Source organism: Streptomyces sp. NPDC096046, assembly GCF_040303285.1.
GTDB lineage: Bacteria > Actinomycetota > Actinomycetes > Streptomycetales > Streptomycetaceae > Streptomyces.
This window is the reverse complement of record NZ_JBEOSZ010000055.1, coordinates 1-14,528: the sequence shown is the minus strand read 5'-3', so window position 1 is coordinate 14,528 and position 14,528 is coordinate 1. Positions and strand designations below refer to the sequence as shown.

Below are 14,528 nucleotides of genomic sequence, written 5' to 3'. Positions count from 1 at the left end.
GAATTTCGGATCAATAGGTGGACGGGGCGATCTTGCAGTCGTGCTCGGTGAGCACGCGGCAGATCGGCTCGACACCGCCGAAGCGGGCCCGATGCTCGTCGATGAACGCTACGAGCGTGTGTGTGGCCGGTCGAGCTCGGCCGCGAAGAAACTTGCCGCGGCCTTCAGGATGTCGTTCGCTCGCTTCAACTCGGCGATCTCCTTCTTCATCGCCTTGATCTGCGCGGACTCCTCCGTGGTCGTCCCCGGCCGCTGCCCGGAGTCGACCTCGTCCCGCTTCACCCAGTTCCGCAGGGTCTCGGCCGAACCGATTCCCAGCTTCTGGGCGACCGCCCTCAAGGCGGCCGACTCGTTCGGATAGTCACCACGGACCTCAGCGACCATACGGACCGCTCGTTTGCGCAGCTCAGAGGGATAGGAGGAAGGGCGTGCCATGACTCAATCCTTTCACGGAATCGAGTCTCTATCGAACACGGGGCGATTCACCCGGACATCGCGGCCCTCGCCGTGCTAGGGCTGAACTGGGCCCTGGAAGGCTAAGGAACGGGATAAGTTTGTGGTTAAGCAATTTTCGCCTGGAGTGAGGGGGCAGGGTCATGGCCTCTGAGGAAGAGCTGTTCGCGTCCGTCGACGCTCTGTTGAACGAGGAGCCGCACCTGCCGCCTCCGGCGGAACGTGCCCGGCTGCGTGAGGCCGCCGGCATCACCCAGGCCCGCCTCGCCACCGCGTTGAAGACCACGACCCAGTCAGTGAAGAACTGGGAGAACGGCCGCAGCGAGCCGAAGTCGCCGCGCCTGGACGCCTACCAGCGACTGCTGAAGGGGTGGGCGGCGAAGTATCCGGCTCCCGGTGCAGCCGCGCCGGCGCCAGTCGCATCGGCGGCGTCTGCCGGACCGGCTGCGTCGGCCGGACCGGCTGCGTCGGCCGGACCGGCTGCGTCGGCCGGACCGGCTGCGTCGGCCGGACCGGCTGCCTCCGCGGTGGAGACGGCAAATGCCCCGCAGACTCCCACCGTCCCAGCAGCGGGGCCGGCGCGACCCGCCGCCCGGCCGGCCGCGGCATCGCGCCGTCCGGCCGCGACGAAGGCGGCGCAGCCGACAGCCGATCCGCGTTTCCCGCACGGCCCGCTCGCAGTGCTCGACGGTGACGGCTGCGCGTACGGCAGGGGCGGCATCGTGCTCGACTGCCCGGCGACAAGCGCGGTGGAGCTGGTGGAGTGGACGCTCAGGGAATCCGGGCTCGGTGCGCCGCGTCTGCACCGCAACGGCAAAGACAGCGACCCGCTGATCGTGCTCACCGCCGCGGCCGCCGTGAAGCTCGGACTGCCCGAGCGCCTGGAAGGCCACGAGCAGCGCCGCTCCCTGCGCCTTGCGGAGGACCACCCCGTGGTCAAGCAGGTGGTGAAGGCGAAGTGGCGGCTCACCCAGCGCGGGTTCGGCCCATGGGCAAGGATCTACCGCAAGGCCCAGGGCCGCGAGCGGCAGTGCGTGCAGCTGGCGATCCTGTCCTGGGACGCCCTCGATGAGCGGTCCTGGCCCGGCGTGAGCGAGATGGAGCCGGCCGACGTCGCCCGCGTCCTCAGCGTGTACGCCCAGCGGGTCATCACCCCACGCGGCTCCACCGCCGTTTCGGGGCTGGAGCTGATGACAGCGCTGCGGCCGCCCACCCGCGCGGTGCGGGACCCGCAGACGGGAAACTGGGTGCCCGGCCACACCCCCGGCTCGCTGGGCACGGAGCCGATGGACCCGGCGCCGCCGGAGGCCACCCCCGAACACCCCGTCGTCGTCGACGGCGGCTGGAGCGGCGGATTCCTGAACGAGGAGGCGTACCAGTGGGTGCGCGACGTCAGCCTGCTCACCGATGAGGAGTGCACGCTGCCGTACGCGGTCGGCCTGGACCTGAACACCGCCTTCCTCGCCGCCGCGGCCCGCCTGGTCGTCGGGCTCTCCGCCCCTGATCACTTCCGCGCCCCGACGTTCAACCCGAAGATTCCCGGCTCCTGGCTGGTCGATCTGTCCCACGTCGAGGTGGATCCGCGCCTGCCCTCGCCGTTCACCCCGGACGGCACCCGCCCTACCGGGCCTGCCTGGTACCAGACGCACACCGTCGCCTACGCCCAGGAACTCGGCTACAGCGTCGCTCCCCTGGAGGCGTACCTGCGACGCGAGACCGGCGCGTACCTGGACCCGTGGCACGACCGGCTCAAGACCGCCTACGTGGACACCCTCGCCGAGCTCGGCGTCACCAAGGACCTGTCGGATGCCGAGTTCCTCGCGGCGATGGAGCGGCACAAGGACGTCGACCCGGCTCTGGCGGCCGTCCTCGCCGCCATCAAGGCCACGGTGAAGGGCGGCATCGGCAAGCTGCGCGAACGTCCGCAGGGCAGGAAGTACAAGGAGGGCGAGCGGTGGCCGGCCCTTCAGCGGCCGACCTGGCGCCCCGACATCCGCGCCGCCGTCATCTCCAAGGCCCGCATCAACATGCACCGCAAACTGCGCAACATGGCCACGATGACGGGCCTGTACCCGCTCGCCGTGCTCTCCGACTGCGTCGTCTACCCGAGCCCCGGCAACAGCCCGCTGGACTTCCTGCCGTACGCGGCGTCCGGCAAGCCTCAGCCGGGCGGCTTCCGCCTCGGGCCCACGCCGGGCCTGGCGAAGCTGGAGGGCGTCCAGCCGATGCTGTGGGCGGTCGACCTGATGGAGAAGGGCCTCAACCCCGCCCGGCACATCAAGGGCGGCGACGCCGTCCTCGACGAAGGAGAGTAACCGGTGAGCGAGATCGACGGCGCGATCGAACGCGCCGGCGCCCGGCCGGAGCCGATGCCGGAGCGCCTTCAGGCCCGCACCATGGCTGCGGTGCAGTTCTCCGTGCGTGCACGCCGCACGTCCCTGCGGCGGCCGCTGTGGCGGCACGACCCGTGCGAGCGGCAGTTCCGGCGAGTCCACGCGGGCTGCCAGGACTCCAACTTTGACAAGGGCTGAGCTGTGGCAGAGATCGAGGACGCCATCGAGCGCGCCGACCGTGAAGCCTTCACCCGCCAGCCGCCCAAGACCCTCAAAGGGCAGATCGGCTACCTGCTCAAGCAACTCAAGACCACTCGGGCTGTTGCCGAGGAGATCGGGGTCAGTCAGCGGTCGGTGGAGCGCTACCGCAAGGGCGAACGCAAACACCCGCCCAAGGCGATCGCGGACCGGATCGACGACGCCGTACGGCGGCGCTGGCAGCCGCAGGTGCGCAAGCGCCGCCAGAAGCAAGCCGCCACCGCGACCGGGATCACGGTGGAGACCAGGGCCCGCTTCGGCTACACCGCGCCCATCGGCACCACCGACGACGGAAGATTCCGACGACTCACCGTCCACCTCCCCCCGCAGTTCGCACAACGCCTCTTCAACGCCCGCGAGGCCGGAGCCAGCGACCAGCAGATGCGCCAGATCATCGCCGAAGGACTCAAAGAGATCTACTTCCAAGACGGCGGAGCCCGCGCCATGGGACTCTCCGACGTCACCCTCAACGACATCGACTACCTCGACCTCGACTACTAAGAAGCCATTGTCGTACCGAACTTGATGGGCGATTTCCGCAGGTCAGGCACGATGTCGGGGTCGGCGAGACATGCTCGGGCCGTCGGGTTGTCTCGTGGGGGAGGTGCCGGGATGGCGTCGGTCGTCTGTCTGCTGGAGGAGCGGGAACTGGCCGCGCGGGAGCGCGTGGAGGGGCTGCGGGAGGAGGCGGACCGGGTGCTGTCCGAACTCTCGGAGGCGGAAACGGACTGGCAGGAATGGCTGGTCGCCCGGCAGCGCGTGGGTGAGGTCCTCTCCGCTCCGCGAGTCGGCGAGGCCGGCCCGGTCCCGGCGGAGGAGTCCTCCGTGCCGGAGCGGGAGCCCGAGCCGGTGGCGGACGTGCCCGCCGTGGTGTCTGTCCCGGAGGCTGCGCGGTCGGGTTCGATCGTGCCGGTGGCCGGGGTCCCGGTTGACGAAGTCCGGGGTGGCCGGCCGCTTCCCCGACCGGGTCAGCCCCCGCCGTCTGCGGAGCCGTCTGCGGACCTTCCGGGCGATCAGACCGAGCTCGGCCATCAGCTTTGCGACGGTGTTCACCGAGACCCGCCAGCCTTGCCGCACCAGCCGGATCCAGATCTTCGGCGAGCCATAGGTGCCGCCGGAGTCGGTGAACTCCTCCTGCACTGCCTCGGCCAACTGCCGGCGACGTACTTCCCGCCGGGTCGGCCGGCAAGTGCGGTGCTTGTGGAACCACGACTCGCTCACGCCCAGGGCGCGGCACGAGACACGGTGCGGGATACGGTGCGCGGTCCTGAAGTCGCTCATCACCCCGGCCACTTGTGCCGGGTCCGCCACGCCTACTTCACCCACAGGACCATGCAGCGTTTGAGCACATCACGCTCCATGACCAGCTCCTTGTTGTCCCGCTTGAGCTGGGCGTTCTCCCGCCGCAGCCGCTCCAGCTCGTCACTTTCACCATCCGACGCGGTCCCGGCCCGGCGAGCGCGCGAGACCCAGCTGGCGAGCGTGGTCTCGTTGATGCCCAGGTCCGTGGCGGCCTCGGCGATCGGCTTGCCGGTCTCCGTCACGATCCGTACCGCACCCTCACGGAACTCCGGATCGAACTTCCGTCGCTTCTCCGCCATGACTCCCAACTTCCCCTGCAGTCACGGTCTTCACGCTACGCGGGGAGGGACAGCGGTGGCCTGGTCCCACGATGCTGGCAACACAAGGCTCGGCTATGCAGCGGACTTCGCACGTCGGGAATTCCGCAAGTCCGAACAGCCGCAGTGGCCAGTACGCACCGGGGAAAGTGATGTCACACCCATCATGACAGGTCAGCGATCCAGCGCACCTTCGGTGCGCGCCGGGGGCGTGGTAAATGCCGTGGAGTGCGCCGGGGGTGCTTCTGTCTGCCCTGACGGAGGTTGCTGCTGGTCCGGGACGCTGGTGGGGTTCGTTCCGGCCGAAGCCGATGTCTCTGTGATGCCGGTGAGCTCGCAGGTCAGCGTGGCACTGGGGGCCGTCCACGGGAACCGTGGAGTGTTGCTGTGAGCACGTGCGTCAGAATTCCTGATTCACCCTGGCCCTCCCGGAACGGCGTACCGCTTGCCCAAGGGAGGGAACAGGGCCGTGGACGTGCTGCAGGAACGCTGCGCAGGGCTGGATATCAGCAAGAAGGACGCCAAGGTATGCGTCCGCACGCCGAGCGCGAAGCGGCGGAGGTCATTCGCCAACGAGACCACGACCTGGGGCTCGACCACGAACGCGGTACTCGCCCTGCGGGATCATCTGCTCGCCGCCGAGGTCACGCTCGTCGTGATCGAGGCGACCTCGCACTACTGGAAACCGTTCTACTACCTGCCGGCCGAGGAGTTGAACGTGATCCTGGTCAACGCCCGGCAGGTCAAGAACTGCCCGGTCGCAAGACGGACGTCTCCGACGCCGCCTGGCTGGCCCAGCTCGGCGCGCACGGCCTGGTCCGTCCCTCGTTCGTGCCACCCCAGCCGGTGCGAGAGTTGCGGGACCTGACCCGCGCCCGCACCCAGATGACCCGCGAGCGCGGCCAGATCGTGCAGCGGCTGGAGAAGCTGCTGGAGGACACCGGCATCAAGCTGGCCGTGGTCGCCCCCGACATCATGGGCGCCTCCGGCCGGGCCATGCTGGAGGCCCTCATCGCGGGTGAACGCGACCCGCAGGCACTCGCGGACCTGGCCAAACGCAAGCTCCGCAACAAGATCCCCGAACCCACCGAGGCCCTGACCGGACGCTTCCGCGCCCACCACGCGTTCCTCACCCGGCTGCACCTGGACCACTACGACCAGCTCACCGACGCCATCGGACAGCTGGACGAGCGGATCGAGGAGGCGATGGCCCCCTTTCGAGGCGCCCTCGACCTGCTCGACACCATCCCCGGTATCAACCAGGCCACCGCCGAGGTGATCATCGCGGAGACCGGCGGAGACATGGCCCGCTTCCCCTCTGCCCGGCACCTCGCCTCCTGGGCCGGGGTCTGTCCCGGCCACCACGAGTCCGCCGGCCGCACCAAGAACACCAAGGTCCGCCCCGGCAACCCCTACCTCAAAGGGGCCCTCGGCCTGGCCGCCTTCGGGGCGGTGAGAACCAACAGCACTCACCTGCAAGCACGCTACAAGCGGCTGACCGCCCGCCGCGGTCCGCTCAGGGCACTGGTCGCCGTCGAGCACTCGATCATTACCGCTATCTGGCACATGCTCACCGACAACGTCCCCTACCGCGAGCTCGGCGGCACCTACTTCGTCCAGCGCGACCCCGAACGCGCCACCCGCCGCGCGATCACCGCGCTCAACCAGCTCGGCTACACCCGACCTGACGGCCCGCCGCCTCACCGGCGAGACCACCATCTCCTGGCGCGACCCGACATCAACGGATCAAAAACCTATACCGGGATGAAGCAACGAGAGAAAACGGTCTCTCAGCGACGAGAAACCCTCTTCGCCGAGACCGCCAACCGCCTTCCAGACCTTACTGGACCACAACGAGATTCCCCGGTCGAAGTCCTGGCGGTCCTCGGCAGTTGAGTCCGACCATCCGAGATCCCCGACAGAGTCACGTGAGGAACGCAGAAAGCCCCGTCGGGGCAGGGTGACCAAATGGGGCCACTGCCCCGACGGGGCTCGGTCGGCCGGGCGGCGGGTTACCGGCGCCCGGCAGAGGCCGGTGTCGTGTGTGTGCTTTGCGGCTCAGCCGAAGTTCACGTCGCTGCACCACATGTAGGCCTGGTCGAGGTGCGAGGCCTGCCAGATCACGAACAGGATGTGGTGTCCGGTGTAGCCGGAGGTCTGGACAGGGAACGTGATGTTCTGCGCCGGGGCGAAGCGGCCGGTCTGCGTGATGAAGTCGAGGTTGCTCCAGCCCAGGGTCTGCGTCTTGGGGTTGAAGCCCTGCTTGCTCACGTAGACCTTGAAGTAGTCGGCACCGTGGGACGCCTGGTCGTACAGGTGGACCGAGAAGTTGTTGCCGACGGTGGTGGTCTTCCACGGTCCGGGCTTGTTCAGGCTGGCGTTCCTCGAGAGGTTGTTGCTGCAGAGCGTCCCGTCGGGGGTCCGTGCCTGGAACTGGCCACCGAGGCCGTCGCGGAGCGCGCTCATCCAGTTCCACATGGTGTCGGGGTTGGCCTGGAAGGCCTGCCAACACATGGGGTCTTGGGTCTGCATGGCCGGGTTCGTGTGGTTGTTGCCCCACGTCTTCCAGCACTGGTACGCGCGGGTGGCGGGGCCGACGACGGTGCCGTGAGCCTGGGCGGGGGCCGACCAGGTGAGTGCGCCGACAACCACGGCGAACAGCATGACGAACGCCTGGAGAGGCCGGCGGAGGGGCGACAAACGCCCGGCTAACGGACTCTGTTTCCGCATGTGGGGGGACTCCTTCCAGTTGCAAGGCTGTCATGGGAGCGCTCCCAACGGTAGGTATTCCGAGTGAGATGTCAATGAAACAAACAGAGTTGATTACAGGGATGGGCGGCAGCAGGGAATCTGCCGTGAGCCGGGAGTCAGAACCGTTCCCGGAACCGGAAAGCGAGGATGCGGCCTGGACTGATGTGCCTGCCCGGCGACGCCGCCCTCTCCTGGCGCAACCCGACATCTAGGGATCGAACACTCATTCCGGGATTGAATATCGGAGAAATCGACCTCTCAGGGGCTGACCAGCTGAACGTGACGCACATGAGCGCTGAGTTCATCGGCGGCGCTGCCAACGCCGCCGCCCTTCTTCCGGTCGGTCCCGGCGGCGCTCTCAAAAGATCTTGGGCTGTGCGGTAGCCGAGTGGGTCGCCTCGCTCGATGACGGTTCGGCAGCCGCGCCGGTGCGAAGGGGCCGGCTCTGGAGGCACGGCCGCTCGCCGGGGGTCAGCGGGCCTGGGCGCGGGCGTTGTAATGCTCTTGCAGCCGGCGGAGCATGATGCGGCAGTACTCGGCCAGTGGCCGGTGCTGGCCTTCGTCGAACGGCGTTGTGCTCCGGTCATGCCGCCGCCGGACGGGATGTGGCCGGTGTCGCGTCGTGCTGGTGGCGGTTGCGCATGTCTTCGTCCCACAGGGACAGCGCGCGGCGCCGTCGTTCGGCCCGGCCGGCGCCCTCCAGGAGCCACAGGCCGGTGGCGAAGTTCTCCAGGGCGCCGCGCAGCAGGGTCCAGGGGCTGGTGGGGTCGACCTCGCCTGCCGATGTCAGGCGGCGCAGAGCGTCGGCGTGGGCCAGGCCGGCGGTGTAGGAGGTGCGGATCAGGTGGGAGGCGGCGTACGGGCCGAGCGGTGCGTCCTCGGTGGCGAGGCTGCTGGCCGGGGCGGGGGTGGGCAGTGGCCGGTAGGCGCCGTGGGCGCGGGCCTGCTCGATCTCAGCGAAGAGGGGCAGGAGGTAGGCGCCGTTGAAGGCCTGCGTGCTCATGCCCGCCCACGGTAGAAGCCAAGAAGCTCCAGGGGTAGCGGGTTTGGGCGCTGTCGGGGTGGGGGGTGCTGACGGCGATAGGCCACGTCCCGCCCCGCCGAATACGAAGCCAACTACTACACCGAACTCACGAAACCCAGGTCACAACCACATTCTGAGATCTCTGTGGAGCCCGGGGCGGTTCAACGTGCCGGTTGCACGCCACTGTCGCAAAGCCGCCGCGGCGAGGAGGCCGGAGGAACGTCTCCGCCTCCCGACGGTCTTGGCCTATGGCCGCCGCTTACGGTGCTGTGAAGACGACACTGGCGAACGCCAGTCCACTCGCTGTGCCCTTCGGCGGCAGCGTACCCAGCGGCTCGCCCTGGCAGGCAGGGCTCGGATACAGCGTGGCACTGCTGCCGGTGTTGTTCGTCACACTGCCGTTGGCCGTCGCCTGGATACAGGAGGCGTCGGCTGGGTTGGTCAGGGTGACGCTGAGTTTCGAGTAGGCGTGCGTGTAGAGGAACGTGCCGGCCGCGGCCTGGGCGCTCGAGGGTACCGCGATGGTCAGCAGCGTGGCGGCGCCGGCAGCGGCTACGACGGCCGGGATGCGTCTTCCCATGTTGTTCTCCTAGCAAGAAGAAAGGATCACTTTCCTCAACAGATACGAGTCGTGTGACTACTGGTCAGGGAGTGGGGGTGGTTGCCGTCGTCTGATCAGTGGCGGTGAGGGGCAGGCGTGCGGTGACGGTAGTGCCCTGGCCTTCGCGGGAATGGATTTCGGTTGCGCCGCCGTGGTTGTCGATGATGGTGCGGACGATGGTCAGGCCAAGGCCGGTGCCAGGGATGGCCGCATCGGTGGCGTTGGAGGCGCGGAAGAAGCGGGTGAACAGCTGCTTCTGCTCGGTGGCGGGAATGCCGATACCCGTGTCGCTGACGCTGATGACGGCATGACCGTCCTGCTGGGCGGCGCTCACGTGCACCTGCCCGTCCTGGGGGGTGAACTTGACGGCGTTGGAGAGCAGGTTCATCAGGACCCGGTCGAGCTGGTCGCTGTCAGCCTCACAGACGAGAGGGCTGCCGGGGCAGTCGGCGCCGAGGCGGACGGATGCGGCTTCGGCGGCGGGCCGGATGGCGTCGACCGCGGAGGCCACCAGATGGCACAGGTCGACGGGCTTCTTCCGCGAGGTGTACTTGCCGGATTCGATGCGGGAAAGAGTCAGCAGGTCCTCGATCAGGGTGCGCAGGCGGTGGGCGTTGCGGGCGACGACGTCGAGCATTTTGTGCTGGGGTTGGGTCAGCGGGCCGGTGTCTTCGTCCTCGAGGAGTTCGATGTAGCCGACAATGCTGGTCAGCGGGGTGCGCAGTTCGTGGGAGACCGTGGACAGGAAGTCGCTCTTGGCCTGGTCCAGCGCACGGAGTTCGTCCACCAGATGCTTCTCGTGCTCGTAGAGGGTGGAGGTGCGCAGGGCGCGGGCGACGCCGCCGGCCATGGATTCGGCCGTTTCGATCTCCACGCTCTCCCAGGGGCGGTCGCTGCGGGTGCGGGCCAGGCAGATCGCCCCCAGGGGTTCCTCGCCTACGCCGAGCGGGATGACCGCCACCGCGTGCAGGCCCAGATCCGCCGAGGCCGCACGGTTGGCCTCCGGCAGACCGATCTCGCCGAAAGAGCCGGGGGCGCCGGGCACCGGCCGGGTGTCGGCGAGGTAGCCGGGCAGGTCCGGTACCAGCCAGGTCGTTGCCCGACGGTAGTGGTCCCGGAGCACCTCGGCGGGAATGCCCGGCAGAGCTTGCTGCTCGTCGGCTGACAGCAAACCCTTCTCGGCGGACCAGGCCCGCGCGACGGGCACCAGTGGGATGTCACCGTCACGGAGGAGGAGGAAGACGAAGTCGGCGTCCAGGCCCTCCCCGATCCCGGCGCACGCCTTGTCGAGCACCTCCTCTACGTCCAGGCGCTCACGGATCCGCACCCCTGTCTGCCGGGCGATCTCCCCCAGGCGGCTGCGGGTCTGCTCGATGCGGCGCAGGCGGTCACTCTCGTCGGCCAACTGATTGACGGACTCTGCCACCGCCCGGGTCTCGCGGGGTCCTTCGGGCCGGACACGGGCGGAATGCTCACCCGCCGTCAGCCGGCCGAGGGCCTTCTGGATGTGCCTGAGCGGGGGGACCACGCCACGGGTGGCCCGCCGCGCCGTAAGGAGCGACAGGGCAAGGGCTGCGGCGACCAGCGCGGCGAACGCCGCGGTGCCGGCGGTGACGAGTGTGTCGGAGCGGTCCCGCAGCCGCTGGATCTCGCCGCTGAGCTGATCCTGCAACTGCCGGTTGGTGCCGGAGAAGCGCTCGAGCGCGGCACTGCCCTCGCGGGCGAGCTCTACCGCTTGCGCGCTTCGGGGCGCCGCCTTGGCCTGCTGGTCGGCGATCTCCACATAGGCGGCCAACTGCCGTTGCTGCCTGTCGAGATTGTCTTCCGTCTCGGGCGTGGCATACCGGCGGACCGCGGCCATGGCGCCCGGGTAGTCATCGCGGGCCTGGCGGTAGTCGTCAAGGAGGTCTCGGTCGCCCAGCAGGAGGTAGCCGCGCATGGACCGCTGCATCTGAACCGCCTCATGGTGCAGGCGCATATTGGCGGCCCAGGCGGGCTGCACGCGGTCAGCGATCCGGTCCTGCACGGCATTCTCCATCACCGCGCCGGTCAGCGCACCCGCCCCCACCAGGGCAATCAGCGCGGTCAGGACGCCGAACGCGATGTTCAGACGCCGCCCCACACTGTCACGCTCCGACCCGCTCACACCGCTTGTCTTCACGCTCGCCTCCAGGCAGTTACCGGCCGGCCCGGATCAGTACCGCCTCGACCCGGCGGGAGAGCTCTCTGGGACTGAACGGCTTGGTGATGTAATCGTCGGCCCCCGCGGCGAATCCCGCCTCGATATCGCCTTCCTGGGAGCGTGCGGTGATCAACAGAATCGGCAGCGCCGCGGTCTCGGCTGCGGCACGCAAGGTGCGGCAGACGTCCAGCCCGGACATCTCCGGCATGCGGATGTCCAACAAGGCCAGATCCACCGTCTGCTCCCGGATGGCCTGCAGCGCCCGCAGGCCGTCTTCGACGGCCGTCACCTCATGGCCGTCGTTTGTCAGCTTGAACGCGACCAGCTCCCGGATGTCCGTGTCGTCGTCCGCGATCAGCACACGAGCCATCAGTCCTCCCCAGCGCGGGACGCTCTGAAGGAATCAACCATCCCGGTCACCGACGCCCGCCCGAACGGCTTGGCCAACAGCTCCGTCGCCAGATGGAGCAGATCCTGCGGGTCGAGCACGGAGGAGACGACCAGATGGCACCTTCTGGTCCGCTCATCCGCCCGCAGCCGGCGCACGATGTCCCGGCCGTCGATGTCCGGCAGCAGAATGTCGATGATCACCATGTCCGGCGGGTCCGCGAACGCCAACTCCAGCCCCTTCACGCCGGACTCCGCAGCATCCACCCGGCACCCCAGCGCCCGCAGATGCTCCTCCAGCAGGACCCGGACATCCCGCTCATCCTCGATCACCAGCACATACGGATGCTCCACCACGGCCTCCAGCCACCCAGCACAAGACTCAAGATCAATGTCACACCAGTTGACAGATGCCGCATCCCACCGCAGGTCCGGTTCCCCGGCAACGACGCGCCGACGACCGCCGCGGCGCTTTGAGACCACATTCGTTCACTGCATACACAGTGGGCAGTCTGACTCAGGTGCGTGTGCCGGCCACCAGAGGAAGGCCCCGGCCTGGACACCGAGGTCGGAGTCTCTGCCCGACAGGCGACAGCGCAGATCAGGGCCGGAAACCGCCGGCACCAGACCCGCCCCACCCTCGCCGATGCCCCCCGCTCTCGTGTCCACTCCTGCCGGGGCGTCGACGGCGGCCTGCGCGGCGGCGAGGACGTCGGCCGGCTCGCCCGCGACCTGGGTCAGGTCCGGCTTCGGGCGCAGCAGTCTCGCGGGAGCCGATGCCGGCCTCGTCCGCGACCGCCTGCAAGGCGGCTGTCTCGTCCGGGTAGTCGTCGCGCACTTCGGCGCCCATGCGCACCGCGCGACGGCGCAGCTCAAGCGGGTGACGGGAGGGTCATGCCAGTGACTCGATCCTTCACGGAGTCGGGGCGGTTCACCAGGACGGTAAATCAGGACTCCGACGCCCCCAGGACGCGGCGGGCGAGACGGTGCGGAATCAGCTGGGCAGTTCGCCTACCCAGCCGGGGCGAGTGCGCTCAAAGGGAGTAGGCACGCCTACGCGAGGACCTCGCCCCACCCCGGACGCGGCGTCTGCTGCACTCCCGGACCGGCCGGGCTCACGGTTTCAGCACGACCTTGATGATGCCGTTCGCCCTTCGGTCGAAGTCCCGGTAGAGCACGGGTGCCTCGTCGAGCTTTGCGTGATGACTCACCACACGCTGGGGCTCCGCTCTGCCTGTGAGGATCAGGTCGCGCAGCAGGGCCGTGTATCGGCGATCATGCGTCCGGCCGAAACCGACTTGGATGCCCTTGTCGAACAGGACCGCCCAGGGGACCCGCAGGGAGCCGTCCGCGTGGCCGGCCGGTGCAGGAGCGTGGTCCCTTGCCGCGTACACCCCGGCGATGCCGATTCGCCCCGTCGGATTCACCAGCGCCGCCAGGTCCTCGATGACCTGGCGGGGATTCTCATGGGCGGAGTCGGAGCGATCGATGGCTTGGAATCCGACCGCGTCGATCCCGCAGTCAACGCCGTCCATGCCATCCTCACCGGGGGGCAGCTGCCCAGAACGCCGCCGGGCGCGGATCTGTTGCACTGGGTCACCATCACGGAGGTCGATGGGCACTGCCCCATACGAATGGGCCACTTCCAGCCGCTCCGGAATCCGGTCCACCACGAACACCTGCGCCGCTCCCCGTAGCACGGCGGAGTGGGCGGCGAGCAGCCCGATCGTGCCAGCACCGAAGACGGCCACGACGGCGCCGGGGCACACGCCCGCGAGTTCCGTTGCGTGCCAGCCGGTGACGAAGGCATCGGCGAGCATCACGAACGCGTCCTCGTTCACGTCTCCGGGTTCACCGGGCACGGGCAAACAGTTCGCGTCTGCGAAGGGCACCCTGAGCAACTCTGCCTGAGCGCCGCGGTAGGGTCCCATCCCGGCGTACCCGTACGCGGCGCCGAAGCTGCCGGGACGGACCCGGCTGCAAGCGGCGCTCAGGCCGCGGGAGCAATGGAGACAGGTGCCACAGTACAGATGGGTGGGGACTACAACCCGATCACCCACCGAGACGGCGCTGACGGCGGATCCGGCCTGCTCAATCACTCCCAGCGGCTCGTGTCCGAGCACGAGTCCGGGCTGGGCGCCCGTGCGACCGTCGTACATGTGGAGATCGGTTCCGCACAGGGCGCTGGAGGTCACACGGACGATCACATCGGTGGGCTGCTCGATTTCCGGGTCCTGCACATCCTGCACGGACACCGCTCGGGTTCCTTCGAACACTACAGCCTTCATGAGGCTCCTTATCTGGGAAAATCACGTGAGGTGACCGCACCCGATTTGAGCGGCACGTCGATACAGCCGCCCTGAGCGTGCCCCTGGCCCCGCCTGTTTGCTCCGATAGCCACGTTCACGTCTCCCTATTGCGACCCGCTGCTCGCCTTCATCATTACGCCCGGCTCGTCAGGGCGCCGGGGCCGACGAGCTGAATGGGTTGAGGTTCGGTGATGGCAAACGTCGCCTCGGGCGGTTCCGACGGGCCGCCGCTCGCAGAGCGGCGGGATGGTCGATCGCAGAGGCGAATCAAGCCCGGGCTCTGACCCTTGATCCTGGACACACGAGACAGTGGATCCTGAAGAGCTGAGAACGGACATCTCGTGGTCATGAAGAACTATCCGCCGCCGTTCAAGGCGGACGCGGTCGCGCTGTACCAACCGCGCCCGATGCGACGATCCGGCAGGTCGCTGCAGATCTGGGAATCAATCCGGAGACCTTGTGGAACTGGGTGCGGGCAGCCGGTGCGAGCTGACCGCGGGGACGCCGGGCCTACTGTAAGGGGTCCTTTCACTATGAGCGTCCGATCAGGGCACGTGGTCTGGTGCCGTGCATCGCAAGGCGCCGGGAAGCCCTCGTAGCGGAGCTACTGG

12 protein-coding genes and 3 pseudogenes are annotated in these 14,528 nt (G+C 68.5%); 5 read left to right on the top strand and 10 right to left on the bottom strand.

What is annotated here, in order from left to right:
- Positions 1–13: 13 nt before the first annotated feature.
- Positions 14–435 (bottom strand): annotated as a pseudogene (locus tag ABTX62_RS32670) (transposase); the annotation flags it as partial.
- Positions 436–596: 161 nt separating this feature from the next.
- On the opposite strand from ABTX62_RS32670, the gene tap reads away from it, so the two are divergent.
- Genes tap through tpg form a run of 3 tightly spaced genes read left to right on the top strand, consistent with a single transcriptional unit; the run spans position 597 to position 3,545 of the window.
- The gene (gene tap / locus ABTX62_RS32665; protein WP_352119556.1) at positions 597–2,768 is read left to right on the top strand and encodes a telomere-associated protein Tap; all 2,172 of its coding nucleotides are present in this window, start codon (positions 597–599) and stop codon (positions 2,766–2,768) included.
- 3 nt (positions 2,769–2,771) lie between these two features.
- Positions 2,772–2,984, top strand: a complete 213-nt coding sequence (locus ABTX62_RS32660; RefSeq protein ID WP_352119555.1) for a hypothetical protein — start codon at positions 2,772–2,774, stop codon at positions 2,982–2,984.
- Positions 2,985–2,987: 3 nt separating this feature from the next.
- Entirely contained in the window at positions 2,988–3,545 is a 558-nt protein-coding gene (tpg, locus tag ABTX62_RS32655; RefSeq protein WP_352119554.1) for a telomere-protecting terminal protein Tpg, read from the top strand.
- 42 nt (positions 3,546–3,587) lie between these two features.
- On the opposite strand, the gene ABTX62_RS32650 is transcribed toward tpg, so the two are convergent.
- Positions 3,588–4,325, bottom strand: a complete 738-nt coding sequence (locus ABTX62_RS32650; RefSeq protein ID WP_352119553.1) for an IS3 family transposase — start codon at positions 4,323–4,325, stop codon at positions 3,588–3,590.
- A gap of 32 nt (positions 4,326–4,357) precedes the next feature.
- Positions 4,358–4,645, bottom strand: coding sequence for a transposase (locus tag ABTX62_RS32645; RefSeq protein WP_352119552.1), 288 nt, complete (start codon positions 4,643–4,645; stop codon positions 4,358–4,360).
- A gap of 487 nt (positions 4,646–5,132) precedes the next feature.
- On the opposite strand from ABTX62_RS32645, the pseudogene ABTX62_RS32640 reads away from it, so the two are divergent.
- Positions 5,133–6,340: pseudogene (locus ABTX62_RS32640) on the top strand (IS110 family RNA-guided transposase); the annotation flags it as partial.
- Positions 6,341–6,721: 381 nt separating this feature from the next.
- Here ABTX62_RS32640 and ABTX62_RS32635 read toward each other — a convergent pair.
- The 7 genes from ABTX62_RS32635 to ABTX62_RS32605 form a co-directional block, all read right to left on the bottom strand.
- Positions 6,722–7,393 (bottom strand): lytic polysaccharide monooxygenase auxiliary activity family 9 protein, encoded by a 672-nt coding sequence (locus ABTX62_RS32635; RefSeq protein WP_466350461.1) that lies wholly within the window; start codon positions 7,391–7,393, stop codon positions 6,722–6,724.
- A gap of 604 nt (positions 7,394–7,997) precedes the next feature.
- The gene (locus ABTX62_RS32630) at positions 7,998–8,417 is read right to left on the bottom strand and encodes a hypothetical protein (protein WP_352119551.1); all 420 of its coding nucleotides are present in this window, start codon (positions 8,415–8,417) and stop codon (positions 7,998–8,000) included.
- 280 nt (positions 8,418–8,697) lie between these two features.
- Entirely contained in the window at positions 8,698–9,018 is a 321-nt protein-coding gene (locus ABTX62_RS32625) for a hypothetical protein (RefSeq protein ID WP_352119550.1), read from the bottom strand.
- A gap of 64 nt (positions 9,019–9,082) precedes the next feature.
- Complete coding sequence (locus tag ABTX62_RS32620; RefSeq protein ID WP_352119549.1) at positions 9,083–11,161, bottom strand: sensor histidine kinase; 2,079 nt, start codon at positions 11,159–11,161, stop codon at positions 9,083–9,085.
- Between the two features lie 55 nt (positions 11,162–11,216).
- Positions 11,217–11,591: a response regulator transcription factor gene (locus tag ABTX62_RS32615; RefSeq protein ID WP_352119548.1), complete on the bottom strand. Its 375-nt coding sequence runs from the start codon at positions 11,589–11,591 to the stop codon at positions 11,217–11,219.
- Positions 11,591–11,962, bottom strand: a complete 372-nt coding sequence (locus tag ABTX62_RS32610) for a response regulator (protein ID WP_352119547.1) — start codon at positions 11,960–11,962, stop codon at positions 11,591–11,593. The genes ABTX62_RS32615 and ABTX62_RS32610 overlap by 1 nt, the downstream gene beginning before the upstream one ends.
- Positions 11,963–12,723: 761 nt before the next feature.
- Complete coding sequence (locus tag ABTX62_RS32605; protein WP_352119546.1) at positions 12,724–13,896, bottom strand: glutathione-independent formaldehyde dehydrogenase; 1,173 nt, start codon at positions 13,894–13,896, stop codon at positions 12,724–12,726.
- A 418-nt stretch (positions 13,897–14,314) separates the two neighbouring features.
- On the opposite strand from ABTX62_RS32605, the pseudogene ABTX62_RS32600 reads away from it, so the two are divergent.
- A pseudogene (locus ABTX62_RS32600) lies at positions 14,315–14,410 on the top strand (transposase); the annotation flags it as partial.
- Positions 14,411–14,528 lie beyond the last annotated feature (118 nt).